The sequence below is a fragment of the Cohnella suwonensis genome, from assembly GCF_042655365.1.
Lineage (GTDB): Bacteria > Bacillota > Bacilli > Paenibacillales > Paenibacillaceae > Cohnella > Cohnella suwonensis.
The window spans coordinates 102824-124059 of sequence record NZ_JBHSMH010000113.1; the positions used below are offsets into that span (position 1 = coordinate 102824).

Genomic DNA, 21236 nt, shown 5'->3' on the forward strand with positions numbered 1-21236 from the left:
CCCCTCGCTTGTTTGTAGCAAGAGAGGTGATTAGCAATGACGATTCAATGGTTTCCCGGTCATATGACCCGGGCGAAAAGGCAGATCGAAGAAAAGCTGAAGCTGATCGACGTCGTATTCGAACTGCTGGACGCCCGCATTCCGCAATCGAGCCGCAATCCGATGGTCGACGAGCTGACGGGGTCGAAGCCGCGGCTCGTGTTGCTGAACAAGGCCGACTTGGCCGATCCGGACAAAACGGCGGAGTGGGCCCGTTATTTCCGTTCGAAAGGGCATATGACCCACGCGATCGACTCGAACGCGGGGACGGGAGTCAAAGATCTGACCGGCAAAGCGAAAGAACTGCTGGAGGAGAAAATCCAACGGCAAATCAATAAAGGCATGAAGCCGCGCCCGCTGCGCGCGCTTATCGTCGGCATTCCGAACGTCGGGAAGTCGACGCTGATCAACCGGCTCGCGGGACGGAACATTGCGCTTACGGGCGATCGGCCCGGCGTGACGAAAGGCCAGCAATGGATCCGCTTCGGCGGAGATCTCGAGCTGCTCGATACGCCCGGCATCCTATGGCCGAAGTTCGACGATCCGATCGCGGGCTTCCGCCTCGCGGCGACGGGCGCGATCAAGGAAGAGATTCTGCACATCGACGAGGTGGCTTGCTTCGTGCTGAAGGTTCTCGTCGAGCAATACGGCGGCGTGCTCGCGGACCGTTACGGATTGACGGACCTGCCGTCCGAACTGCCCGATATGCAAGCGGCCGTGGACGTGCTCGAAGCGATCGGACGCCGCCGGGGCTGCATCGTCGGAGGCGGCCACGTCGACTACGAGAAGGCGGCGACTTTGCTGTTGAGGGATTTACGATCCGGCAAGCTCGGCCGGATGACGTTGGAGAGTCCGGAGAGCTCGGGGTAAGTGTAGCGCGAAGAATGCGGCCGTTGCCGGGAGGTTTGTTCCCGGGGCGGCTTTTTTCGTGTCGGGGCGACGCGATTTGTGATAGATTACGTATAAAGGGCGAAAACGAATGACGATTCTTAGCCGCATGGAGGCGATGGCAATGAAACCGGACAACGAAAGCAAGTCGGTTATCGAGAGGAGCGTCGGGTCCGACGGTAAAAGCATCGTGCTCATCGACGGTGTTTGCCATTTCTGCCACGGGGCCGCGAAATTCATCATTGCCCGGGATCCGAAAGCGCGCTTTCGGTTCGCGTCGTTGCAGTCAGTCACGGGCGAGAGCTTGCTGGGCGAAGGCGGCTTGTCCTCTACTTCGATGGATACGTTCGTGTTGATCGAGAACGGGAAATTTTACACGAAATCGACGGCGGCGCTAAGAATCGCGCGCAGGTTGGCCGGGGGATGGCCGCTTTTGTACGCGGGTATCGTCGTACCGAAATTCGCGAGGGACGCGATATACGGTTTCGTCGCGAAGAGGCGATATAAATGGTTCGGTAGAGAAGACAGCTGCATGCTGCCGACGCCGGACGTTCGAGGTCGGTTTTTGTAGGGAGTTGCGATATTTTCGATTCCGCTATTTGATATATAGTACGAATTAGCTTTTGGCAGGGGGATTCGGGAAATGACCAACAGACGGAAAACGGAAAAAGAGAACGATCAGGGTAACGAGAGCGGCGATCGCGAGACCAACCGGCTAGCGTACGAATCGGCGTTATGGGGGCAAGGGCTGAACGCGATCGCCGGCGTCGACGAGGTCGGACGCGGTTGCTTGTTCGGGGACGTCGTGGCGGCGGCCGTCGTTTTGCCCGTCGGGCTCGTGCTCGAGGAAGTGAACGATTCGAAGCAGCTGAGCGAGAAAAAAAGAGACATGCTGTACGACCGGATCAGGGAGGAAGCGGTCGCATGGTCGGTGGCTCGCGTAGAGGCTTCCGTTATCGACGAGATCAACATCCGGCAGGCGTCCCGCCTTGCGATGAAGAACGCGATTCTCGGCTTGTCCGTTGCGCCGGAGCATCTGCTCGTCGATGCGGAATCGGTGGATTTGCCGATCGTCCAGACCGCGATCATCAAGGGCGACAGCTTAAGCCAGTCGATCGCCGCCGCGTCGATCTTGGCGAAGGTGACGAGGGACCGGTTATGCGAGGGGACTTGGGAGCAATTGTACCCCGGTTACGGGATCGCCGGGCATAAAGGCTACGCGACGAAGGTTCACCGGCAGGCGTTGCTCGAACTCGGACCGACGCCGATGCACCGGCGCAGCTTTCTCGGCAATCTGTTCGCTGAGCAGCAGGTTCTATTCTAAGCGATTACTAGTTAAACCGGAAGGCGAGCGGCGCCGATACATAGGGTAAGAGGATCGACCGGGAGGGAAACGGCATGGGCATGAACATCGGACCGATGATCCGGGCGATGATGGGAGAAGCGCAACCGGCGGACGCGCGCGCGCTGGAACTGAGAATCGGGCAAATCGTCAGGGGCGTTCTGATGGAGTTGCTCGACAACCAGGAAGCGATCGTGAACATCAACGGCGTTAACGTCAAGGCGAAGCTCGACGCGGACATGCCGCTCGGCAAGGGGACGCTTCTTCAAGTGCAACCCGGCGCGGGAGGGCTCGTCACGTTGAAGCCGCTTCCGGACGCGACGGAGGCGTTCGCGGACGACGGATTGACGAAGGACGTGCTGAAATCGTTCGGGCTGCCCGAGCAAAAATGGTCGATGGATTTGCTTCGGGGACTGAAGAGGGACGGATACGCGATCGGCAAAGACGCGGCGGCGCAATTTCAAACGGCGCTATCGCTGAAACCTGCCGGTGTCGACGCGGAATCGTGGGCAAGCGCGGCGGACGTCGCTTTCCGGCGCGGCTTGAAGCCGACGGAGACGACGTTGTCGTCGTTGAGGCAAGCGCTGTTCGGACAGCCCGTTCATGAAGAGCTGGCATCGCTGAAGGCGGCGGTCGAGCATTGGCTCGGAGGCGCCAAGCCTCCGACAGGCGATACGGCGGCGCTCGGACAACGGCTGCAATCGTTGCTGTCGCAAGGAGCGGCGCTTATCGCCGAGGGAGGCCAGCAGTTAACCGGCGGGCAGCAGGGCTCGGTTCCGGCGGCCGTTGCCGGCGGTGCACCGGGAGAGAAAGATTTGCGCGCTGCCGGAGCGAACGCGGCGGCGACCGTCGCGAACGCCGAGGTTACGGGGGACGAAGCTGCGACAGAGAAAGCGTTAGGAGCGGCGGGGCGCCAGATTGCCGATACCGCCTCCGCGGCGCGTTCGGCGGGGGGGAGAGGTTTGGCCGGCGACGCGGCCGCCAAGGGCGCGAATGCCGCGCAGACGAGCGCCGCTCGAGGCGGAGCGGCGCCGTTGCCGCCGCAGCAGGCGCCCGCGGAGCGCGCGGGCGCATTAAACGGCGCGGCGGCGGACGACGGCCGCGCCGACGCGGTTCGGCCCGACGGGGCGCAGCCGTCGGGCGCCAAGCAGGAAGCGGCCTGGATCGGCCGCTTCCTGCAATGGCTCGGCGTCGGGCATGAGCGCCAGCTCCTGCACGCCGCCGAGCCGCGGTTGCCCGGCGGCGGCTTGGACGCCGGGCCGGGCGCGGGCGCAGCCGCTTCGCTTGCGGGAGGCGGGGCGGACGGAACCGCCCCGGCCTCCGTTAGCGAAGAGCGGCGTGCCGCCGCGGATACGCTCAAGGGCGCGCTGCTTGCCCTTGCGGCGCACGAAGAAGCGCCACCCGCTTTGCGCGAGGCAGCGCAATCGCTGGCGAACCAAGTGACCGGACAGCAGCTGCTTCTGTCGTCGGACAAAGCCAATCCCGCGCCTTTCAGCCACATGACTCTGTTCGTGCCGATGAAGGGGGCGAACGGCGAAACGACGGCGACCGTCCACGTGCAAACCCGCCGCGGACGCAAGGGGGAATGGGACGTCGGCAACTGCCACTTGTTGTTCGACCTGCGCATGCGCAACTTGGGCGATACGGTCGTCGACGTTCAGGTTGTCGACCGCATCGTCTCCTTGAAGCTGTTGAGCGATTATCCAGGCATGGGCGAATTGATCGAGAATGCCAGAGGCGAGCTGGAAGCGGGCATGTCGTCCGCCGGATTCCAGTTGCTTTCTTTATCCGCGGCGTCGCTTCCTGCGTGGAAGCTCGGATCCGAAGCGTCTAAGGCGCAAGGGGCGTCCGGCGATAGAACGGCAGCCGTCGCCAGCCCGTACGCCGCCAAGCCATATAAGGGAGTCGACTATCGCGCATGACCGGAAACGAGGCGAACAAACGCAAACCGAAAAAAGCGGTCGCGCTCCAATACGACCCCGGGCAATCGTCCGCTCCTTCCGTCATCGCCAAAGGGCAAGGCGTCATCGCGGACGAGATTATGCGCCGCGCGCAAGAGCACGGCATTCCCGTGCAGGAGGATTCCTCGCTCGTCGAAGTGTTGTCCAAGCTGGACTTGAACCAAGAGATTCCGCCCGAGCTTTACCAGCTCGTCGCGGAAGTGCTTAGCTTCGTCTACCGTTCGGACCGAAGGGCTGCGCCCAAGCCGGACGGCCGTTAATCGATTTCGCCATAAGAGGTTGTTCAAAAAGCCCGATTTTGACCACGAAGTGAATCAAGAAGCTTATTCGACATCGAATCTTGCTATTTGAAAACGCAATATAAGGAGGCGGCTGACGTTGGGGGAAGAAAATTCTGTCCGGAACGATAACTTGCATGCGAACGAACAGGCTTCCGGCGCGACCGACCGCAGGAAAGCGACGGGACGCGCGGGCGAAGAAGCGGCTGCCGCGAGTCTGATCGCGAAAGGGTATACGCTGGTCGACCGCAATTGGCGTTGCCGTTCAGGCGAGATCGATCTGATCGCGCTGGACGGCAACGCGCTCGTTTTCGTCGAAGTGCGTTCGCGCACGAACCCTACCCGGTTCGGCACGGCGGTCGAGTCGGTCACGCCGCGCAAACGCCGCCAAGTGCGCGAGCTTGCCGCCGTCTACTTGAAAAGCCGGCCGGATCTACCCCGTTCCGCGCGATTCGACGTCGTAGCGGTCACGTTCGAGCGAGATGGATCCATTCGGGAACTCCGACATCTGCAGGCCGCATTCTAAATTGCCGTCCTATCGACGGATAGGCTCAGCCGAACCTAATAACGTCCCGAGAGGACGTAATTTCTACTGAAATGGCTCAATCGTGTACCATAACGTCCCGAGAGGACATTATTTCTCTGAAATGGCCCCGCCGAACCGAATAACGTCCCTAGAGGGCGTTAATGCCGATGTCGCCCCCCAAACTCGCCTCCCCCATCCTTCGGGCTGCTTTCCCTCGCTCGTTTCCCTCCATCTCCCCAGTTCCTTCGCCCCTATCCCATCGTCACCATCATCCCTTAATTAGCACCGCTTCCGCCATCCTATGGATAAATTTTGAAACGGCAACCGCCCGCTTCGCGTAATGGAGTAGAAGCGAACTTCATTCCATCGAGCAGGGGGCGTTTAACGAAATGGAAGTCATCGATATCAATAGGCAGCGCAACAACCGACTCGGCTTGCCGCCGGGATTGGCCAAGAAGATCGGCTGGGGAGTCGCGGCGTTGTTCGTCGCGATCGTCGGCTATTCGTCGTTCTATACGGTGCAGGAGCAAGAAAGGGCAGCCATTCTGACGTTCGGCAAGTACACGGGAGAATCGACGGCGGGATTGCATTTCAAGTGGCCGTATCCGATTCAGCAAGTGGTCGTCGTGCCCGCCGAGCTGACGCAGCGCATTTACTTCGGCTACCGGCAAGAGGGAGACGTCATTACGCCGGTCGAAGAGGAAGCGCTCATGATTACCGGAGACGAGAACATCGTGTCCGCCGACGCCGTCGTGCAATGGAAGATTATCGACATCCGGCAATATTTGTACAACATCGACGATCCGGAGCAATTTTTGCGCAATGCCGCCAGCTCGTCGATCCGCTCCGTCATCGGCTCGGAGAAGCTCGATTATGCGATTACCGACGGCAAGACGGAAATTCAAGACAAAGTACGGGAGAGACTGCTCGAATTGCAAGGCAAATACAATACGGGGATGCAAATCATCGATATCAAATTCCAAGACATCGAACCGCCTAGCGGCCAGGTGGAAGAAGCATTCCGCAACGTGACGAACGCTCGCGAAGAGAAGAACACGAAAATCAACAACGCGGTCAAATACGAGAACGACAAAATCCCGAAAGCCCGCGGGGAGGCCCAAGCGTTGATAGAGAACGCGGAAGGGCTGAAGAAATCGAGAATATTGAACGCGCAAGGCGACGTGGCGCAATTTAACGCGATCTACGCGGAATACGCCAAAAACCCCGGAGTCACCGAAAGCCGTTTGATTCTGGAAACGCTGGAGAAAATATTGCCGAACGCGAAAATTTTCATTTCGGAATCCGGCGGGGACACGGTAAAATACTTGCCTCTTAACGAATTGCTCAAGAGCTCCGGCGCGTCAACCGGTTCCGCCTCGGCCGGCGCATCGGGCGCTTCCGGCTCATCCGGCACGTCGGGAGCTAACTCGACCCAAGGAGGGAACGCGCCATGAACAAGAAGCCTTTCATCTGGCTAGGCGTCGCCGTCGTCGCCATCATTCTGCTGTTCGGGTCGACTTACATCGTGAAGGAAGGCGAGTACAAAGTCGTCCTAAAATTCGGGGAAGCGGTGAGGGTCGAGGGAAGTCCGGGCCTTTATTTTAAAATTCCGTTCGTCGAAAGCGTATCGAAGCTGCCGAAATATCAAATGACGTACGAAAGCAATCCGACGACGATTCTGACGAAAGACAAGAAACCGATCATCGTCGACAACTATACCGTGTGGAGAATCAGCAATCCGCAAAGCTTCCTCAAAACGGCCCAAACGGTATCCGCCGGCATGCAGCGGATCGACGAGGCGGTATACAGCTCGGTGCGCCGCAAGCTTTCGGAGATCAATTATGATAACATTATTAGCGAGAACACGGCGCGCGGCAACATCAACGACGAGATCACGAAGGACGTCGCGGACGCGATCGTCAGGGATAACTACGGCATCGAGATCGTGGACGTTAGAATCAAGCGGACCGATCTGCCGGATGGCAACAAGCAAAGCGTATACAACCGGATGATCTCGGACCGTCTGGCGATCGCCGCCCGTTACTTGTCCGAAGGGGACGAGGAGTCCCGCAAAATCACGAGCAAAGCGGACCGTTCCGCGACCGAGCTGCTTGCCCAAGGAGAAGCCGACGCCAAGAAGATCATCGCCCAAGGCGAGCAGGAAGCGGCGAGAATCTACAACGAAGCTTACGGGAAGGACGCGGAATTTTACAAGTTCTACCGGACGCTGCAAAGCTACGTGACGACGCTGGAAAACGAGCCGGTCATCCTGTTGCCGATCGATTCGCCGTACGCCAGCATTCTGATGGGAAAATAACGCGCATGAGACAAGGATGATGGATTTGAGCAGCAATTTGCCTCTCCCGATGGAGCAGTTCAAAAGATTCAAAGACGAAATTACCCGTTTCATGATGATGTACAAATTCGCTCTCGACTCGCTCGAGACGAAAATCGAAATACTGAAGGAAGAATTCCAGTTCCTGCACGACTACAATCCGATCGAGCACACGAAGTCGAGGATGAAGTCGCCGGAAAGCATTTTCAACAAAATCATTCGCAAAGGGTGCGACATTTCGTTTCCGAACATCCGGACTCATATTAAGGATATCGCCGGACTTCGCATCACTTGCTCGTTCGTGACGGATATTTACCGCATTCGAGAAATGCTGCTCAGCCAGTCCGATTTGACGATCGTGGAGACGAAAGACTACATCCGCGAGCCGAAACCGAACGGTTACCAGAGTCTGCACCTGATCGTCGAAGTGCCCGTGTACATGTCCGACCGGCAAGAACGGGTGTGCGTCGAGGTGCAAATCCGAACGATCGCGATGGATTTCTGGGCGAGTCTCGAGCATAAAATTTTTTACAAGTACAACGAATCCGTGCCTCCGAGACTGCTGCAAGAGTTGAAGGAAGCGGCGGATTCGGCTGCGGCCCTCGACAAGCAAATGGAAAGGCTGCACGACGAGATCTCGCAAATCAAAGAAGACCGCGAGGAAGAAGCGAACGCGGCCAAACGGATCATCATCCAAGATGAATCGTTCCAAATACCGGCGGCGTTGCTGGAATGGATCGATAATAACGGGCAAGGCGGGCAAGGAAACGACTAGTTTCCTTGCTTTTTTTATTCCGCCGCCTGGTCCAAGTAACGGTAACTGATCGCCTCCGCGACGTCTTCCGTCGCGATCCGGTCGCGGCCGGCAAGGTCGGCGATCGTGCGCGACATTCTCAGGATGCGATCGTGCGCCCGGAAGCTAAGACCGAGCCGTTCGTACACGTTGTGCAGCATCGCCTCCGCATCGGGAGTCAATTTGGCGTATTTGCGGAGGAGCGGGCCTTGAAGCTGGCTGTTCCAATGAAAGCCGTGCTTGGCATACCGGCGTTGTTGCCGAATCGCGGCCTCGTTCACGATCGCCCGCGCTTCCGCCGAAGACATGCCGGGCGCGACGCCCGTCTTAACGGCCTGCCGGGGCAATTCGACCTGCAGGTCGAGCCGATCGGCAAGCGGTCCGGACATGCGGGACCGATATCTGGCGATCGCGGTCGGCGTGCAAGTGCACGGACGATCGGAGACGGAACCCCCAAGAAATCCGCAAGGACACGGATTCATCGAAGCGGCCAGCATAAATCTGGCCGGGAAACGGCAGACGCCGCGCGCTCGCCCGATCGTTACTTCGCGATCCTCCAACGGCTGCCGCAGCGACTCCAAGCAGACGCGGGAAAACTCAGGCATTTCGTCGAGGAAGAGGATGCCGTGATGGGCGAGCGTCACCTCGCCGGGTTTCGGCACCGAGCCCCCGCCGATCAGTCCCGCCGCGGAAATCGAGTGGTGCGGGGCGCGAAAGGGGCGCCGTCGGATGAGTCCGGAGCCCGAATGGCCGAGCTTGCCGCTGACGCTGAAGATTTTCGTGACGGATAGCGCTTCGTCGTCGTCTAGCGGAGGCATGAGCGTCGGCAACCTACGGCATAACATCGTTTTGCCCGTTCCGGGCGGTCCGACGAACAGCAAATTGTGCATGCCGCTCGCCGCGATCAACAGCGCTCGCTTGCCCTTTTCCTGGCCGACGACGTCCGCAAGATCGAAATCGCTCTCGTTCTCCTCCGTGTTCCGCCCCCGTAACGAAGCGCTACCCGATTGCTTGCCGGAGTCGCCGGACGGTTCATCCGCATCGTCGAGGAATCCGTTGATCCACTCGGCGAGCGAGCCGATGCCGAACACTTCGATGCCCGGAATCAGCGCAGCTTCGGAGACCGAAGAACGGGGCACGACGACCCGGCGAATGCCAGACGCTCGCGCCAACTCCGTCATCGGCAACACGCCCGGGACGCTTCTGACCGTTCCGTTAAGCGACAACTCTCCGATGAACATCGTATCCGCCAGCAAAGCCGGATCGACTTGGCCGCTCGCGCACAGAATGCCGGCGGCGATCGCCACGTCGAAGGCGCTGCCTTCCTTGCGCAGGTCGGCGGGCGCCAAGTTGATCGTGATCCGGTCGAGCGGAAACTTCATGCCGCCGTTCTGTATGGCGGATCTGACGCGTTCCACGCTTTCCCTGACGGCGGAGTCGGGCAGTCCGACGACATTCACCTGGGGCAGGCCGGAGCTAATGTCGACTTCCACCTCGATCAACCGTCCCTCGATGCCGAACACGCTCGCGCTCCATATTTTCACGTACACGAAAAAACACCTCTCTCCGCAAAATGTAACGATGCGGGAAAGGTGCTTCCTCTCCGATTTTCTTTGGCTCTATCTTATCGATCGACGTTGGGATTGTCAACGGATCGCTGGAATAAGTTCCATACAAATCGCAAAAGCTATATATGTTTGCCTTGTTTCCATATCGGATTGAGATTAAATCATTGCCAAATTAGACTAATAAATTGATGAAAAAGTGAGGAAGCGTCAAAAGAATAGTGATACAATGATGAAGGTTTTGTTACATATCGATTAGATGTGGCGACCGTCGGCGATGTATCCATCGCTAAACCGTATTTACCTGTGAAGACTCCGCACGGCGGCAACGCCGGATCGGCCGGTCTCACTCGATATTAAAGCGCACAACGGGAGGATGCCAAAGTCATGAACATTCATGAGTATCAAGGCAAGGAAGTCTTGAGGCAATATGGCGTTAACGTGCCGCGCGGCAAAGTGGCGTTTACCGTCGACGAAGCCGTCAGCGCCGCGAAAGAACTCGGTAGCTCGGTTACCGTCGTAAAAGCACAGATTCACGCGGGCGGCCGCGGCAAAGCGGGGGGCGTTAAAATCGCGAAAAGCCTGGACGACGTCGCGAACTACGCGAAAGAATTGCTCGGCAAAGTATTGGTCACGCACCAAACGGGTCCGGAAGGCAAAGAAATCAAACGCCTCCTGATCGAAGAAGGCTGCGACATCAAGAAGGAATACTACATCGGCGTCGTCGTCGACCGGGGAACCGGCCGCGTCGTCATGATGGGTTCGGAAGAAGGCGGCATGGACATCGAAGAAGTCGCCGCGCACTCTCCGGAGAAAATCATCAAAGTCGTCGTGGATCCTGCCGTAGGCTTGCTGCCTTTCCAAGCGCGCCAACTGGCGAACGACATTAAAATTCCGGGTCCGCTCGTGGGCAAAGCGGTACAATTCATGCTGGCTTTGTACAAGGCTTTCGAAGACAAAGATTGCTCCATCGCGGAAATCAATCCGCTCGTCGTGACCGGTTCCGGCGACGTCATGGCGCTAGACGCGAAGTTGAACTTCGATTCGAACGCGCTGTTCCGTCACAAGGACATCGTCGAACTCCGCGACTTGGACGAAGAAGACGCGAAAGAAATCCAAGCGTCCAAATTCGACCTGAGCTACATCGCCCTCGACGGCAACATCGGTTGCATGGTTAACGGCGCCGGACTGGCCATGGCGACGATGGACATCATCAAATACTTCGGCGGCGAACCCGCCAACTTCCTCGACGTAGGCGGCGGCGCCACGAAAGAGAAAGTCACCGAAGCGTTCAAAATCATCCTTTCCGACGCGAACGTCAAAGGGATTTTCGTTAATATTTTCGGCGGCATCATGAAATGCGACATCATCGCCGAAGGCGTCGTCGCGGCGGCTCGCGAGCTCGGTCTCGACAAGCCTCTCGTCGTACGTCTCGAAGGCACCAACGTAAAGCTGGGCAAAGAAATCTTAAACGGATCGGGCCTGAACATCGTGGCCGCCGATTCGATGTCCGACGGCGCTCAAAAAATCGTAGCGCTCGTGAAATGACTAGGGAGAACCTACCGGGGAGTGTATAATCATGAGTATCTTGATCGATAAGAACACCAAGGTGATCACCCAAGGCATTACGGGCGCGACGGGAGCGTTTCATGCCAAAGGTGCTTTGGAATACGGCACGCAGATGGTCGGCGGCGTAACGCCGGGCAAAGGCGGCCAAACGATCGATTTCGATTTGGAGAACGGCTCGAAAGTGACGTTGCCGATCTTCAATTCGGTGAAAGAAGCGAAAGCGGCTACGGGCGCTACGGCATCCGTTATTTATGTCGCGCCTCCGTTCGCGGCCGATTCCATCATGGAAGCGGTAGACGCGGAGCTTGACCTCGTCATCTGCATCACGGAGGGCATTCCGGTGCTCGACATGGTTAAAGTCACGCGTTACATGGAAGGCAAGAAAACCCGTCTGATCGGACCGAACTGCCCGGGCGTCATCACGCCGGGAGAGATCAAAATCGGCATCATGCCGGGCTATATCCACAAAAAAGGCCACGTAGGCGTCGTTTCCCGTTCGGGAACGCTCACGTACGAAGCGGTTCACCAATTGACGACGAACGGCATCGGCCAATCGTCCGCGGTCGGCATCGGCGGCGACCCGGTCAAAGGCTCCGAGTTCATCGATATCCTGAAGCTGTTCAACGAAGATCCGGATACTTACGCGGTGATCATGATCGGCGAAATCGGCGGCACGGCGGAAGAAGAAGCGGCGGAGTGGGTAAAAGCGAACATGACGAAACCCGTCGTCGGCTTCATCGGCGGCGCTACGGCGCCTGCCGGCAAACGGATGGGACATGCGGGCGCGATTATTTCCGGCGGCAAAGGAACGGCGGCGGAGAAAATTTCCGTGCTCGAAGCTTGCGGCATTCGCGTCGCTCCGACGCCTTCCGACATGGGCGCGACGTTGATCGCCGTGCTCGAAGAAAAAGGCATGCTGGAAAAATGCAAAGGCTAATGTTACATTTAGCTTAATAGATTCGACCCGCGCGGAGTCGTTCGACGATGCGCGACGGCAAGGCAAGAAGCCTTCTGCCCCCTTTGACGAGGGAGCGGGAGGCTTTTTCGCGTTTCCGGGGATCGCTCCATACGAAGAAGGGGGAGTAAAAATGGCGAACGATGGTGTATACGGCGGAAGCGATAACGAGGAGCGGAAGAAATCGGCGAATACGAGGGCGGTGACGTTAAAAGAAGCCAGACGGACGGGATTAACGAGGGAGGCGCTTATCGCGCTTCACGAGACGGAAGGCGTCGGACGAATCTCCATCGCGACGGTGTTCTTGCGCGGCTTGTCCAAAGGAAAAGACGCTCTCGCGGGCGTTCATCGTTACAGAGAGCAAGATTGGCGGGACATGGGGTTGTCGGCGAGACAGGCGGGAGCGGTCGCGGAGAGCCTGCTTCCGGAGTCGATCGAGCTCATGTTGGCCAAACACGCCGCGAAGGGATTGCGGGTCGTCACATACCTGGAAGACGAATATCCGGAGTTGCTCCGGCACATCTCCGATCCTCCATGGGTTCTCTATTATAGAGGCGATTGGAGCCTCGTTCATCATCCGTGTATCGCGATCGTCGGCACACGGCTCGCGACGGGGTACGGCAGGAAGATGGCGGAGGACGTCGCCAGCGGCTGCTCTAAGCGCATGACCGTCGTCAGCGGGCTGGCGAGGGGAATCGACGCCGCGGCTCACGGCGGGGCGCTGAAGGGCGCGCACGGTACGATCGCGGTGCTCGCGGGTGGCGTCGATTACTGCTATCCTCCGGAAAACAAGGCGTTATACCGGGAGATCGCGGAATTCGGCCTCATCCTATCGGAAAGCCCTCCCGACACGATTCTCCGTCCGGGATTGTTCCCGTTGCGAAATCGCATCATCGCCGGGTTGTCGTACGGAGTCGTCGTCGTGGAAGCGGCGCGCAAGAGCGGCGCCTTGATCACCGCCGATCTCGCGCTCGCCTACGACAGGGACGTATTCGTCGTGCCCGGACAAGCGACTTCCCCGCGCAGCCTGGGAGCGCTCGAGTATTTCCGCAAGGGTGCCCATCCGGCGATCGACGCGAACGATATTTTCCAAATGTATAGCCATCGATTGCCCGAACCCCCCGCCCCGGTCGGCGGGGAAGACGACACTCTCGCAAACGAACGATCGGAACCGCCGCTTACGCCCGAAGAACGCTCGATCTATGAAATTTTGCTCGATCAGCCTTGTTCTATAGACGAGCTTAAGGTAAAATCCGGGTTGACGTTTGGACATTTAAACGCCGTTCTGCTATCTTTACTAATAAAAAGACGGATTCATCAACAACCCGGTTCCGTATATCATGTCCTGTAAAGATGACATAGGAAGTTCAGGCACGAGGACTTGTCGGCCGTAGGAGAGGAGGAATGGACGTGGCGGATTCGCTCGTAATCGTCGAGTCGCCGGCGAAAGCCAAGACGATCGGCAAATATTTAGGCAGCAAATTTATCGTCAAAGCGTCCATGGGGCATATTCGCGATTTGCCCAAGAGCCAGATCGGCGTTGAGGTGGAGAACGACTTCCAACCGAAATACATTACGATCCGCGGCAAAGGAAACGTTTTGAAAGAACTTCGCGACGCTAGCAAGAAAGTGAAAAAAGTGTATCTCGCGGCTGACCCCGACCGCGAAGGAGAAGCGATCGCCTGGCATCTGGCCCATTACCTGGAGCTGGACGAGAAGGACGATTGCCGGGTCGTGTTCAACGAAATCACGAAGCAAGCGGTGAAGGACGCTTTCAAGAATCCCCGCCCGATCGACATGGATCTCGTGAACGCCCAGCAAGCCCGTCGGGTTCTCGACCGGCTCGTCGGTTACAAAATCAGCCCTTTATTATGGAAGAAGGTCAAAAAGGGTCTGAGCGCGGGGCGCGTGCAGTCGGTCGCGGTTAAGCTTATCTACGACCGCGAGAACGAGATCAACGCGTTCATCCCGGAAGAATATTGGTCGATCACCGCGCATTTGACGAAAGGGAAATCGGCTTTCGAAGCGAAGTTCCACTCCGTAGGCGGCGAGAAGAAAGAATTGAAAAGCGAAGCCGACGTGAAGGAAATGCTTGCTTTGATGGGGCAGAACCCGTTCATCGTAGGCGAAGTGAAGGAGAAGGAGCGCCAGCGCAATCCGTCCCCTCCGTTCATTACGAGTTCGTTGCAGCAAGAGGCTGCCCGGAAGCTGAACTTCCGCGCGTCCAAGACGATGCAGATAGCCCAGCAATTGTACGAAGGCGTCGATCTAGGCAAAGAAGGCACGGTCGGTCTTATCACTTACATGCGTACGGATTCTACGCGCATCTCGCCCGTCGCCCAGGAAGAAGCGAAGGAATATATCGTCGGCAAGTACGGCGAAGCTTATATGCCGGAGACTCCCCGCGTTTATTTGAAGAAAAACGCGGGCGCCCAAGACGCGCACGAAGCGATTCGCCCGACTTCGGCGCTTCGAGATCCGGAGTCGGTCAAAGCATTCACTTCCAAAGATCAATTCCGGCTTTATAAGCTCGTCTGGGAGCGTTTCGTAGCGAGCCAAATGTCTTCCGCGGTGCTCGATACGATGACCGTCGATCTGAACGGCGGCCCGGTTACGTTCCGCGCGACCGGCTCGAAATTGAAATTCCCGGGCTTCATGAAAGTGTACGTCGAAGGCAACGACGACGGAACGACGGACGAAGATCGCCTGCTCCCCGCGCTCGTTCCCGGAGATACGGCGAATTCGGACCAGATCGAGCCGAAGCAGCACTTCACGCAGCCGCCTCCGCGTTATACGGAGGCCAGGCTCGTCCGCATGCTCGAGGAACTCGGCATCGGCCGTCCGAGCACGTACGCGCCGACGCTGGAGACGATCCAGAAGCGCAATTACGTCGCGATGGAAGAGAAGAAGTTCATTCCGACGGAACTCGGCGACCTCGTGATCCAACTGATGGAGGAGTTTTTCCCGGAAATCTTGGACGCGGAATTCACGGCCAACATGGAAGGCGATCTCGACCACGTGGAGGAAGGTACCCAGGATTGGGTCAACGTCATCGGCGATTTCTACAAATCGTTCCAGAAGCGGCTCGACGTCGCGGAGGACGAAATGAAGGAAATCGAGATCAAAGACGAGCCTTCCGACGAAGTTTGCGAAAAATGCGGCAGCCAGATGGTATACAAGATGGGACGCTTCGGCAAGTTCCTTGCTTGTTCGGGGTTCCCGAACTGCAGAAACACGAAGCCGATCGTCAAGGAAACGGGCGTGCAATGTCCTAAATGCGCTAAAGGTCACGTCGTGGAAAGAAGAAGCAAGAAGGGGCGCATCTTCTACGGCTGTAATTTGTATCCGGAATGCGACTTCGTGTCGTGGGATAAGCCGGTCGCTAAGCCTTGCCCGAGCTGCGGAGGCATGATGGTCGAGAAGCGCTCGAAAGGCGAGACGAACATCAATTGCACGGTTTGCGGACATTCGGAGCAAGCCGAAGAAGCCGAAGAAGCGGCGGAATAAAGGCGGCGCGCCGAACGAAGCGCGCCGATCGCTTAGGAGGTAAGACGTTTTGAAGCATGCAAGCTCCGTGACGGTCGTCGGCGCAGGCCTCGCCGGCAGCGAAGCGGCTTGGCAAATCGCCAAGCAAGGCGTTCCCGTCACTTTATACGAAATGCGCCCGGTCAAGCGCACCCCCGCGCATCATACGGGAGACTTCGCGGAACTCGTCTGCAGCAACAGCTTAAGGGCGAACGGGCTCGCGAACGCGGTCGGCGTCTTGAAAGAAGAGATGCGCCGGCTGGACTCGCTCATTCTTTCCTGCGCGGACCAGCATTCGGTACCCGCGGGCGGAGCGCTCGCGGTCGACCGCGAAGGCTTCTCCGCCGAAGTGACGAAGCGATTGCGGGAGCACCCGCTCATCACGGTCGTCAGCGAAGAAGTAACGTCCATCCCTCGCGACGGCATCGTCGTCGTGGCCACCGGGCCCCTCACGTCGCCGGAATTGTCCGAAGACATCAAGGCGCTCATGGGCGAAGAATATTTCTACTTCTTCGACGCGGCGGCTCCGATCGTCGAGAAGGATTCGATCGACCTCGACAAAGTATTCCTCGCTTCCCGTTACGACAAGGGCGAGGCCGCATACTTGAATTGTCCGATGTCGGAAGCCGAATACGACGCTTTCTACGAGGCGCTCGTGACGGCGGAGACGGCCGCGGTTAAAGACTTCGAGAAGGAAATGTATTTCGAAGGCTGCATGCCGATCGAAGTCATGGCCAAGCGGGGCAAGCAGACGATGCTATTCGGGCCGATGAAGCCCGTCGGACTCGTAGACCCGCGCACGGGGGTCAAATCCCACGCGGTCATTCAATTGCGCCAAGACAACGCCGCGGGAACGCTGTATAACATCGTCGGGTTCCAAACCCATCTCAAGTGGGGAGAGCAGAAACGGGTATTCTCCATGATCCCGGGGCTCGAGAACGCGGAATTCGTCCGGTACGGCGTCATGCACCGCAATACGTTCATCAATTCTCCGAAGCTTCTGAAGCCGACCTATCAGTTTCTCCATCGCGAATCGTTGTTCTTCGCGGGTCAGATGACCGGCGTCGAAGGCTACGTGGAATCCGCGGCGTCCGGCCTCGTGTCCGGCATGAACGCGGGACGACTCGCGCGCGGATTGGAGCCGCTGACGTTGCCGGAGCATACGACGCTGGGCAGCATGGCCCATTACATCACGACGGCCGACTTCAAGCATTTCCAGCCGATGAACGCGAATTTCGGATTGTTCCCGCCGCTCGAACGGCGGATGAAAAGCAAGAAAGAGAAAAACGAAGCGATCGCCGAGCGCGCTCTCGAGGGAATCGAAGCGCTCAAAGAGGAGCTTGTCAGCACTTCCGGTTTGTAACCTATCTAGCAGCGGCCGCGTATAAGACATAAGCCGCTGCTTTTGCGACTTTATCCACTATAACGACTTATAAGATCGGGGAGGGACTTCCGATGGAGATGAGCTTTCACGCGACGACGATATGCGCCGTCCGCCACGACGGCAAAGGAGCGATCGCGGGCGACGGCCAAGTGACGTTCGGCAACAGCATGGTCATGAAAAACACGGCGAAAAAGGTGCGCAGGCTTTATCGCAATCAAGTGCTTGCCGGCTTCGCCGGGTCGGTCGCGGACGCGATCACGCTTTTCGAGAAATTCGAAGGAAAACTGGAAGAGCATCACGGCAATCTTCAACGCGCCGCGGTGGAGCTCGCCAAAGACTGGCGCTCCGACAGGGTGCTGCGCAGGCTAGAGGCGATGATGATCGTCGTGGACGCGACGGGGATGCTGCTGCTGTCCGGCAACGGAGAAGTCATCGAACCTGATGACGGCATTCTGGCGATCGGTTCCGGGGGCAGCTTCGCGCTTGCGGCTGCCAGGGCGTTGAAGCGTCACGCGCCGGGCATGGACGCGAAGGAGATCGCGCGCGCCGCGCTGGAGACGGCGGCGGAGATTTGCGTCTTCACCAATAACAATCTGGTCGTAGAGGAGATCGGATCATGAGATTGGACAAAGGAAAAACCGAATTAACCGCGAACGAGTCGATGACGCCCCGCCAGATCGTGGCGGAGCTGGACAAATATATCGTCGGGCAGAAGCCGGCCAAGAGATCGGTGGCGGTCGCCCTTCGCAACCGTTACCGCCGCAGCAGGCTGCCCGAGGAAGTGCGGGACGAGATCGTTCCGAAGAACATCCTGATGATCGGACCGACCGGCGTCGGCAAAACCGAAATCGCCAGACGGCTAGCGAAGCTCGTACACGCGCCTTTCATTAAAGTGGAAGCGACGAAATTCACCGAAGTCGGCTACGTCGGTCGCGACGTCGAATCGATGGTGCGCGATCTCGTCGAGACGGCGATCCGGATGGTGAAGGAAGAACGCACGGAGAAGGTCAAGGATAAGGCGGAGAGGGCCGCCAACGAGAGGCTCGCCTCTTTGATCGTGCCATCGCCGTCTAAGCCGAAGACAGGCAAGAACCCGCTCGAGATGCTGTTCGGAGGGATGGGCACGCCTAACGACGAGCCGGAGCCCGTCGATTCGAACTTGCAGGATAAGCGCCGCGATGCCAAGTCGAAGCTGGACGCCGGGCAATTGGAGAACGAGACGATCGAGATCGAAGTCGAGGACAATTCGCCGAACATGCTCGACATGCTCGGAGGGCCCGGCCAAGACCAGTTAGGCAACATGCAGGAAATGCTCGGCCAATTTCTGCCGAAGAGGCGCAAGAAACGCCGGTTGACGGTGAAGGAGGCGCGGAAGGTACTGATCGTCGAAGAAGCCAACAAGCTGATCGACATGGACGACGTCATCTCCGAATCGGTTCGCCGTGCGGAGCAATCGGGCATTATCTTTATCGACGAGATCGACAAGATCGCCGGAAGCGGACGCGGTCAAGGACCGGACGTTTCCCGCGAAGGGGTGCAACGGGACATTCTGCCGATCGTCGAAGGCTCGACGGTCATGACCAAGTACGGACCGATCAAGACGGACTACGTCCTGTTCATCGCCGCGGGGGCGTTCCACATCGCGAAGCCTTCCGATCTCATTCCCGAGCTGCAGGGCCGATTCCCGATCCGCGTCGAGCTGAGCAGCTTGTCTTCGGACGATTTCATCCGGATTTTGACGGAACCCGAGAATGCCCTGACGAAACAATACACGGCGCTTCTCGAGACGGAAGGCATTTCCGTGACGTTCACCGAAGCCGCGATCTCCGAGCTTGCCCGGATGGCTCAGGACGTTAATCACAATACCGAGAACATCGGCGCGAGAAGGCTCCACACGTTGCTTGAGAAGCTGCTCGAGGACTTGAGCTTCGAAGCGCCGGAACTTCAGCTCGAGACGATGGAGATCACGCCGGAGTACGTGCGCGAGAAGCTCGCGTCGATCGCGAGCAACAAAGATTTGAGCCAGTATATTTTATAATTTAATGGAGTTCAAAAAGTTCGATTGATCAGTACCACTTCGTGATCACGATCGGACTTTTTGAACTACCTCTAAGAGGAAGCTTGTCGTTCGTCGCATTGGGAGGATAGCAATCATGACGCTGTTGATGAAAACCCGGACGCTGAATAAGCTGCTCCAGGAAGCGGCCGGCAAGCCGCTGAATTTCCGCGAAATGGCGGAGAGGCTGAGGGAAACGATGCAAGGCAACGTGTTCGTGCTGAGCAGGAAGGGAAAGGTACTCGGATCGGCGCACGCTTCGGCGTTCCCGGACGAGTGGTTGAGAAGGGATCAAGGCGACGGGGCGAGGTTTCCGACGGAGACGAACGACCGGCTTCTTCGCATCGCCGAGACGGCCTCTAACGTGTCTTCGGATGAGGAGATCTTAATCCCGATCGAATCGGCGTTCGCCGGAGAGATCGTAACGATCGTTCCGATCATCGGCGGCGGCGATAGACTTGGTACTTTAGTCCTATCGAGAGAAAACCGCTCTTTCGGAGAAGACGACTTGATATTGGCCGAGTACGGGTCCACGATTATCGGCATGGAGATCTTGAGGGAAAGGGCGGAAGAACGGGAGACGGAAGCGAGAAGCAAGGCGATCGTAAGCGTTGCCGTGAATTCCCTTTCGTTCAGCGAACTGGAGGCCGTCGAGCAAATCTTCGAAGTGCTAGAAGGCAAAGAGGGTTTGCTCGTCGCATCCAAGATCGCCGATAAAGCGGGCATCACGAGATCGGTCATCGTGAACGCCTTGCGTAAGCTGGAGAGCGCAGGAGTGATCGAGACCCGATCGCTCGGCATGAAAGGCACGTACATTCGTATTTTGAACGTTCAACTCTTGCAAGAGCTCGAGCAACGCAGAGGTTGAGAGCAAATAGCAATTGGCAGAAAAGCCCATTCTTCCGCAAGGAAGATTAGGGCTTTTTTCTTATTGTCACGGAACCCCTAGTCGGTGATGATGTTCTTAGAAAATTTTAATATGCCGCATTCTGCAATTATTTAGAAGAAACAGGGTTTTAGCTGTCGCATGAAGCAGGAAAATGACGGTTTTACGTGGAATACAGTTGAGATTGAAATATCGAAAAAGCGAGTTTTATGTCGAAATTTTAAGTTTTCGGGGAGTGGAAAACGGATGGAAGTATTAGGCGGGGCATCGTTTCAACGCCTGGAAAGCGCGATTAACGCCGCGACGATGAGGCAGCAAGTGCTGTCGAATAACATCGCGAACGTAAACACCCCTTATTTCAAGCGCTCCGACGTCGCTTTCGAAGAGTATCTCGCGCAGGCGATCGGATCCCAAGGGAATCGGGCATTGCCGGGCAAGGTGACCGATACGAGACACATTCCGATTAACGGATCTTACCCCTCTCCGTCGCCCCAGGTCGTCACGGACTCATCGACGACGATCAATAACGACGCCAACAACGTCGACGTCGAGAAGGAAATGGCCATGCTCGCGGAAAACCAGCTCCGGTACAATTTACTCAGTCAACAAGTCAGCCACGAAGCGAAAATGATGAGAATAGGAATAGTGGGGAGTGCGTAACGGATGAAGCTCGAAGGGTTCAGCATTAGCGCGTCGGCGTTATCCGCCCAGCGTCTGAGAATGGACGTCATCGCGGCCAACATCGCGAACGCCGAGACGACGCGCGCCGGTTACGTCAATGGGAAATTCGTCCCTTACCGCCGCAAGACGGTCGTCATGGAAGCCGTGCAGCCGAAATTTCAGGACGTGTTCGCCCAGAAATTGAACGGGAACGCCGCGCAAGGCGTTCAAGTGACGGCCATTAAGGAAGATTCGTCGCCGTTCAAACAAGTATACAACCCCTCCCACCCGGACGCGGACGAGAACGGCATGGTGTACATGCCTAACGTCGACATGCTGAAGGAACAAGTGGATCTTCTCGAGGCATCGCGATCCTACGAAGCGAACATCACGGCGCTCAACGCCAGGAAATCGATGTTCATGAAAGCATTGGAGATGGGACGTTAAAGCCTAACGGGCCTGGGCCATTAGTCG

Annotated in this window: 20 protein-coding genes; 19 read left to right on the top strand and 1 reads right to left on the bottom strand. The window is 57.7% G+C overall.

Going from position 1 to position 21236, the window contains the following annotated elements:
- The first annotated feature begins 36 nt into the window (after positions 1-36).
- The 9 genes from ylqF to ACFPPD_RS25280 all read left to right on the top strand — a co-directional run bounded on the left by ylqF (position 37) and on the right by ACFPPD_RS25280 (position 8144).
- Positions 37-909 carry a ribosome biogenesis GTPase YlqF gene (gene ylqF / locus ACFPPD_RS25240; RefSeq protein ID WP_209746932.1) on the top strand — a complete coding sequence of 291 codons (873 nt, stop codon included), beginning with the start codon at positions 37-39 and terminating at the stop codon, positions 907-909.
- Between the two features lie 142 nt (positions 910-1051).
- On the top strand, positions 1052-1498 hold the full coding sequence (locus tag ACFPPD_RS25245) for a thiol-disulfide oxidoreductase DCC family protein (RefSeq protein WP_209746929.1): 447 nt from the start codon (positions 1052-1054) through the stop codon (positions 1496-1498).
- 72 nt (positions 1499-1570) lie between these two features.
- Positions 1571-2251: a ribonuclease HII gene (locus ACFPPD_RS25250; RefSeq protein WP_209746927.1), complete on the top strand. Its 681-nt coding sequence runs from the start codon at positions 1571-1573 to the stop codon at positions 2249-2251.
- Positions 2252-2325: 74 nt separating this feature from the next.
- The gene (locus ACFPPD_RS25255; RefSeq protein ID WP_209746925.1) at positions 2326-4191 is read left to right on the top strand and encodes a hypothetical protein; all 1866 of its coding nucleotides are present in this window, start codon (positions 2326-2328) and stop codon (positions 4189-4191) included.
- Complete coding sequence (locus ACFPPD_RS25260) at positions 4188-4490, top strand: EscU/YscU/HrcU family type III secretion system export apparatus switch protein (RefSeq protein WP_209746923.1); 303 nt, start codon at positions 4188-4190, stop codon at positions 4488-4490. Before ACFPPD_RS25255 ends, ACFPPD_RS25260 begins: the two co-directional genes overlap by 4 nt.
- A gap of 118 nt (positions 4491-4608) precedes the next feature.
- Positions 4609-5034, top strand: a complete 426-nt coding sequence (locus ACFPPD_RS25265; RefSeq protein ID WP_378083798.1) for a YraN family protein — start codon at positions 4609-4611, stop codon at positions 5032-5034.
- Positions 5035-5423: 389 nt separating this feature from the next.
- Positions 5424-6488 carry an FtsH protease activity modulator HflK gene (gene hflK, locus ACFPPD_RS25270; RefSeq protein WP_209746921.1) on the top strand — a complete coding sequence of 355 codons (1065 nt, stop codon included), beginning with the start codon at positions 5424-5426 and terminating at the stop codon, positions 6486-6488.
- On the top strand, positions 6485-7351 hold the full coding sequence (hflC, locus tag ACFPPD_RS25275) for a protease modulator HflC (protein WP_209746919.1): 867 nt from the start codon (positions 6485-6487) through the stop codon (positions 7349-7351). Before hflK ends, hflC begins: the two co-directional genes overlap by 4 nt.
- Positions 7352-7400: 49 nt before the next feature.
- Positions 7401-8144 carry a GTP pyrophosphokinase gene (locus ACFPPD_RS25280; RefSeq protein WP_378083868.1) on the top strand — a complete coding sequence of 248 codons (744 nt, stop codon included), beginning with the start codon at positions 7401-7403 and terminating at the stop codon, positions 8142-8144.
- Positions 8145-8158: 14 nt separating this feature from the next.
- Here the strand turns inward: ACFPPD_RS25280 and ACFPPD_RS25285 are convergent, their stop codons facing one another.
- The gene (locus ACFPPD_RS25285; RefSeq protein ID WP_209746915.1) at positions 8159-9712 is read right to left on the bottom strand and encodes a YifB family Mg chelatase-like AAA ATPase; all 1554 of its coding nucleotides are present in this window, start codon (positions 9710-9712) and stop codon (positions 8159-8161) included.
- Between the two features lie 402 nt (positions 9713-10114).
- On the opposite strand from ACFPPD_RS25285, the gene sucC reads away from it, so the two are divergent.
- The 10 genes from sucC to flgC all read left to right on the top strand — a co-directional run bounded on the left by sucC (position 10115) and on the right by flgC (position 21209).
- Positions 10115-11275: an ADP-forming succinate--CoA ligase subunit beta gene (gene sucC, locus ACFPPD_RS25290; protein WP_209746913.1), complete on the top strand. Its 1161-nt coding sequence runs from the start codon at positions 10115-10117 to the stop codon at positions 11273-11275.
- Positions 11276-11306: 31 nt separating this feature from the next.
- Entirely contained in the window at positions 11307-12233 is a 927-nt protein-coding gene (gene sucD / locus ACFPPD_RS25295; protein ID WP_209746910.1) for a succinate--CoA ligase subunit alpha, read from the top strand.
- 151 nt (positions 12234-12384) lie between these two features.
- Positions 12385-13602, top strand: a complete 1218-nt coding sequence (gene dprA, locus ACFPPD_RS25300) for a DNA-processing protein DprA (protein WP_209746908.1) — start codon at positions 12385-12387, stop codon at positions 13600-13602.
- Between the two features lie 59 nt (positions 13603-13661).
- Positions 13662-15758: a type I DNA topoisomerase gene (topA, locus tag ACFPPD_RS25305; RefSeq protein WP_209746906.1), complete on the top strand. Its 2097-nt coding sequence runs from the start codon at positions 13662-13664 to the stop codon at positions 15756-15758.
- Positions 15759-15807: 49 nt separating this feature from the next.
- Positions 15808-17139: an FADH(2)-oxidizing methylenetetrahydrofolate--tRNA-(uracil(54)-C(5))-methyltransferase TrmFO gene (trmFO, locus tag ACFPPD_RS25310; protein WP_209746904.1), complete on the top strand. Its 1332-nt coding sequence runs from the start codon at positions 15808-15810 to the stop codon at positions 17137-17139.
- Between the two features lie 92 nt (positions 17140-17231).
- A complete protein-coding gene (gene hslV, locus ACFPPD_RS25315) occupies positions 17232-17780 on the top strand; it encodes an ATP-dependent protease subunit HslV (protein WP_209746902.1) in 549 nt (182 codons plus the stop codon).
- On the top strand, positions 17777-19198 hold the full coding sequence (gene hslU / locus ACFPPD_RS25320) for an ATP-dependent protease ATPase subunit HslU (protein ID WP_378083804.1): 1422 nt from the start codon (positions 17777-17779) through the stop codon (positions 19196-19198). Before hslV ends, hslU begins: the two co-directional genes overlap by 4 nt.
- Positions 19199-19313: 115 nt before the next feature.
- Entirely contained in the window at positions 19314-20084 is a 771-nt protein-coding gene (gene codY / locus ACFPPD_RS25325) for a GTP-sensing pleiotropic transcriptional regulator CodY (protein ID WP_209746900.1), read from the top strand.
- A gap of 264 nt (positions 20085-20348) precedes the next feature.
- Complete coding sequence (gene flgB, locus ACFPPD_RS25330) at positions 20349-20762, top strand: flagellar basal body rod protein FlgB (RefSeq protein WP_209746898.1); 414 nt, start codon at positions 20349-20351, stop codon at positions 20760-20762.
- Between the two features lie 3 nt (positions 20763-20765).
- Positions 20766-21209, top strand: a complete 444-nt coding sequence (flgC, locus tag ACFPPD_RS25335) for a flagellar basal body rod protein FlgC (protein ID WP_209746896.1) — start codon at positions 20766-20768, stop codon at positions 21207-21209.
- Positions 21210-21236 lie beyond the last annotated feature (27 nt).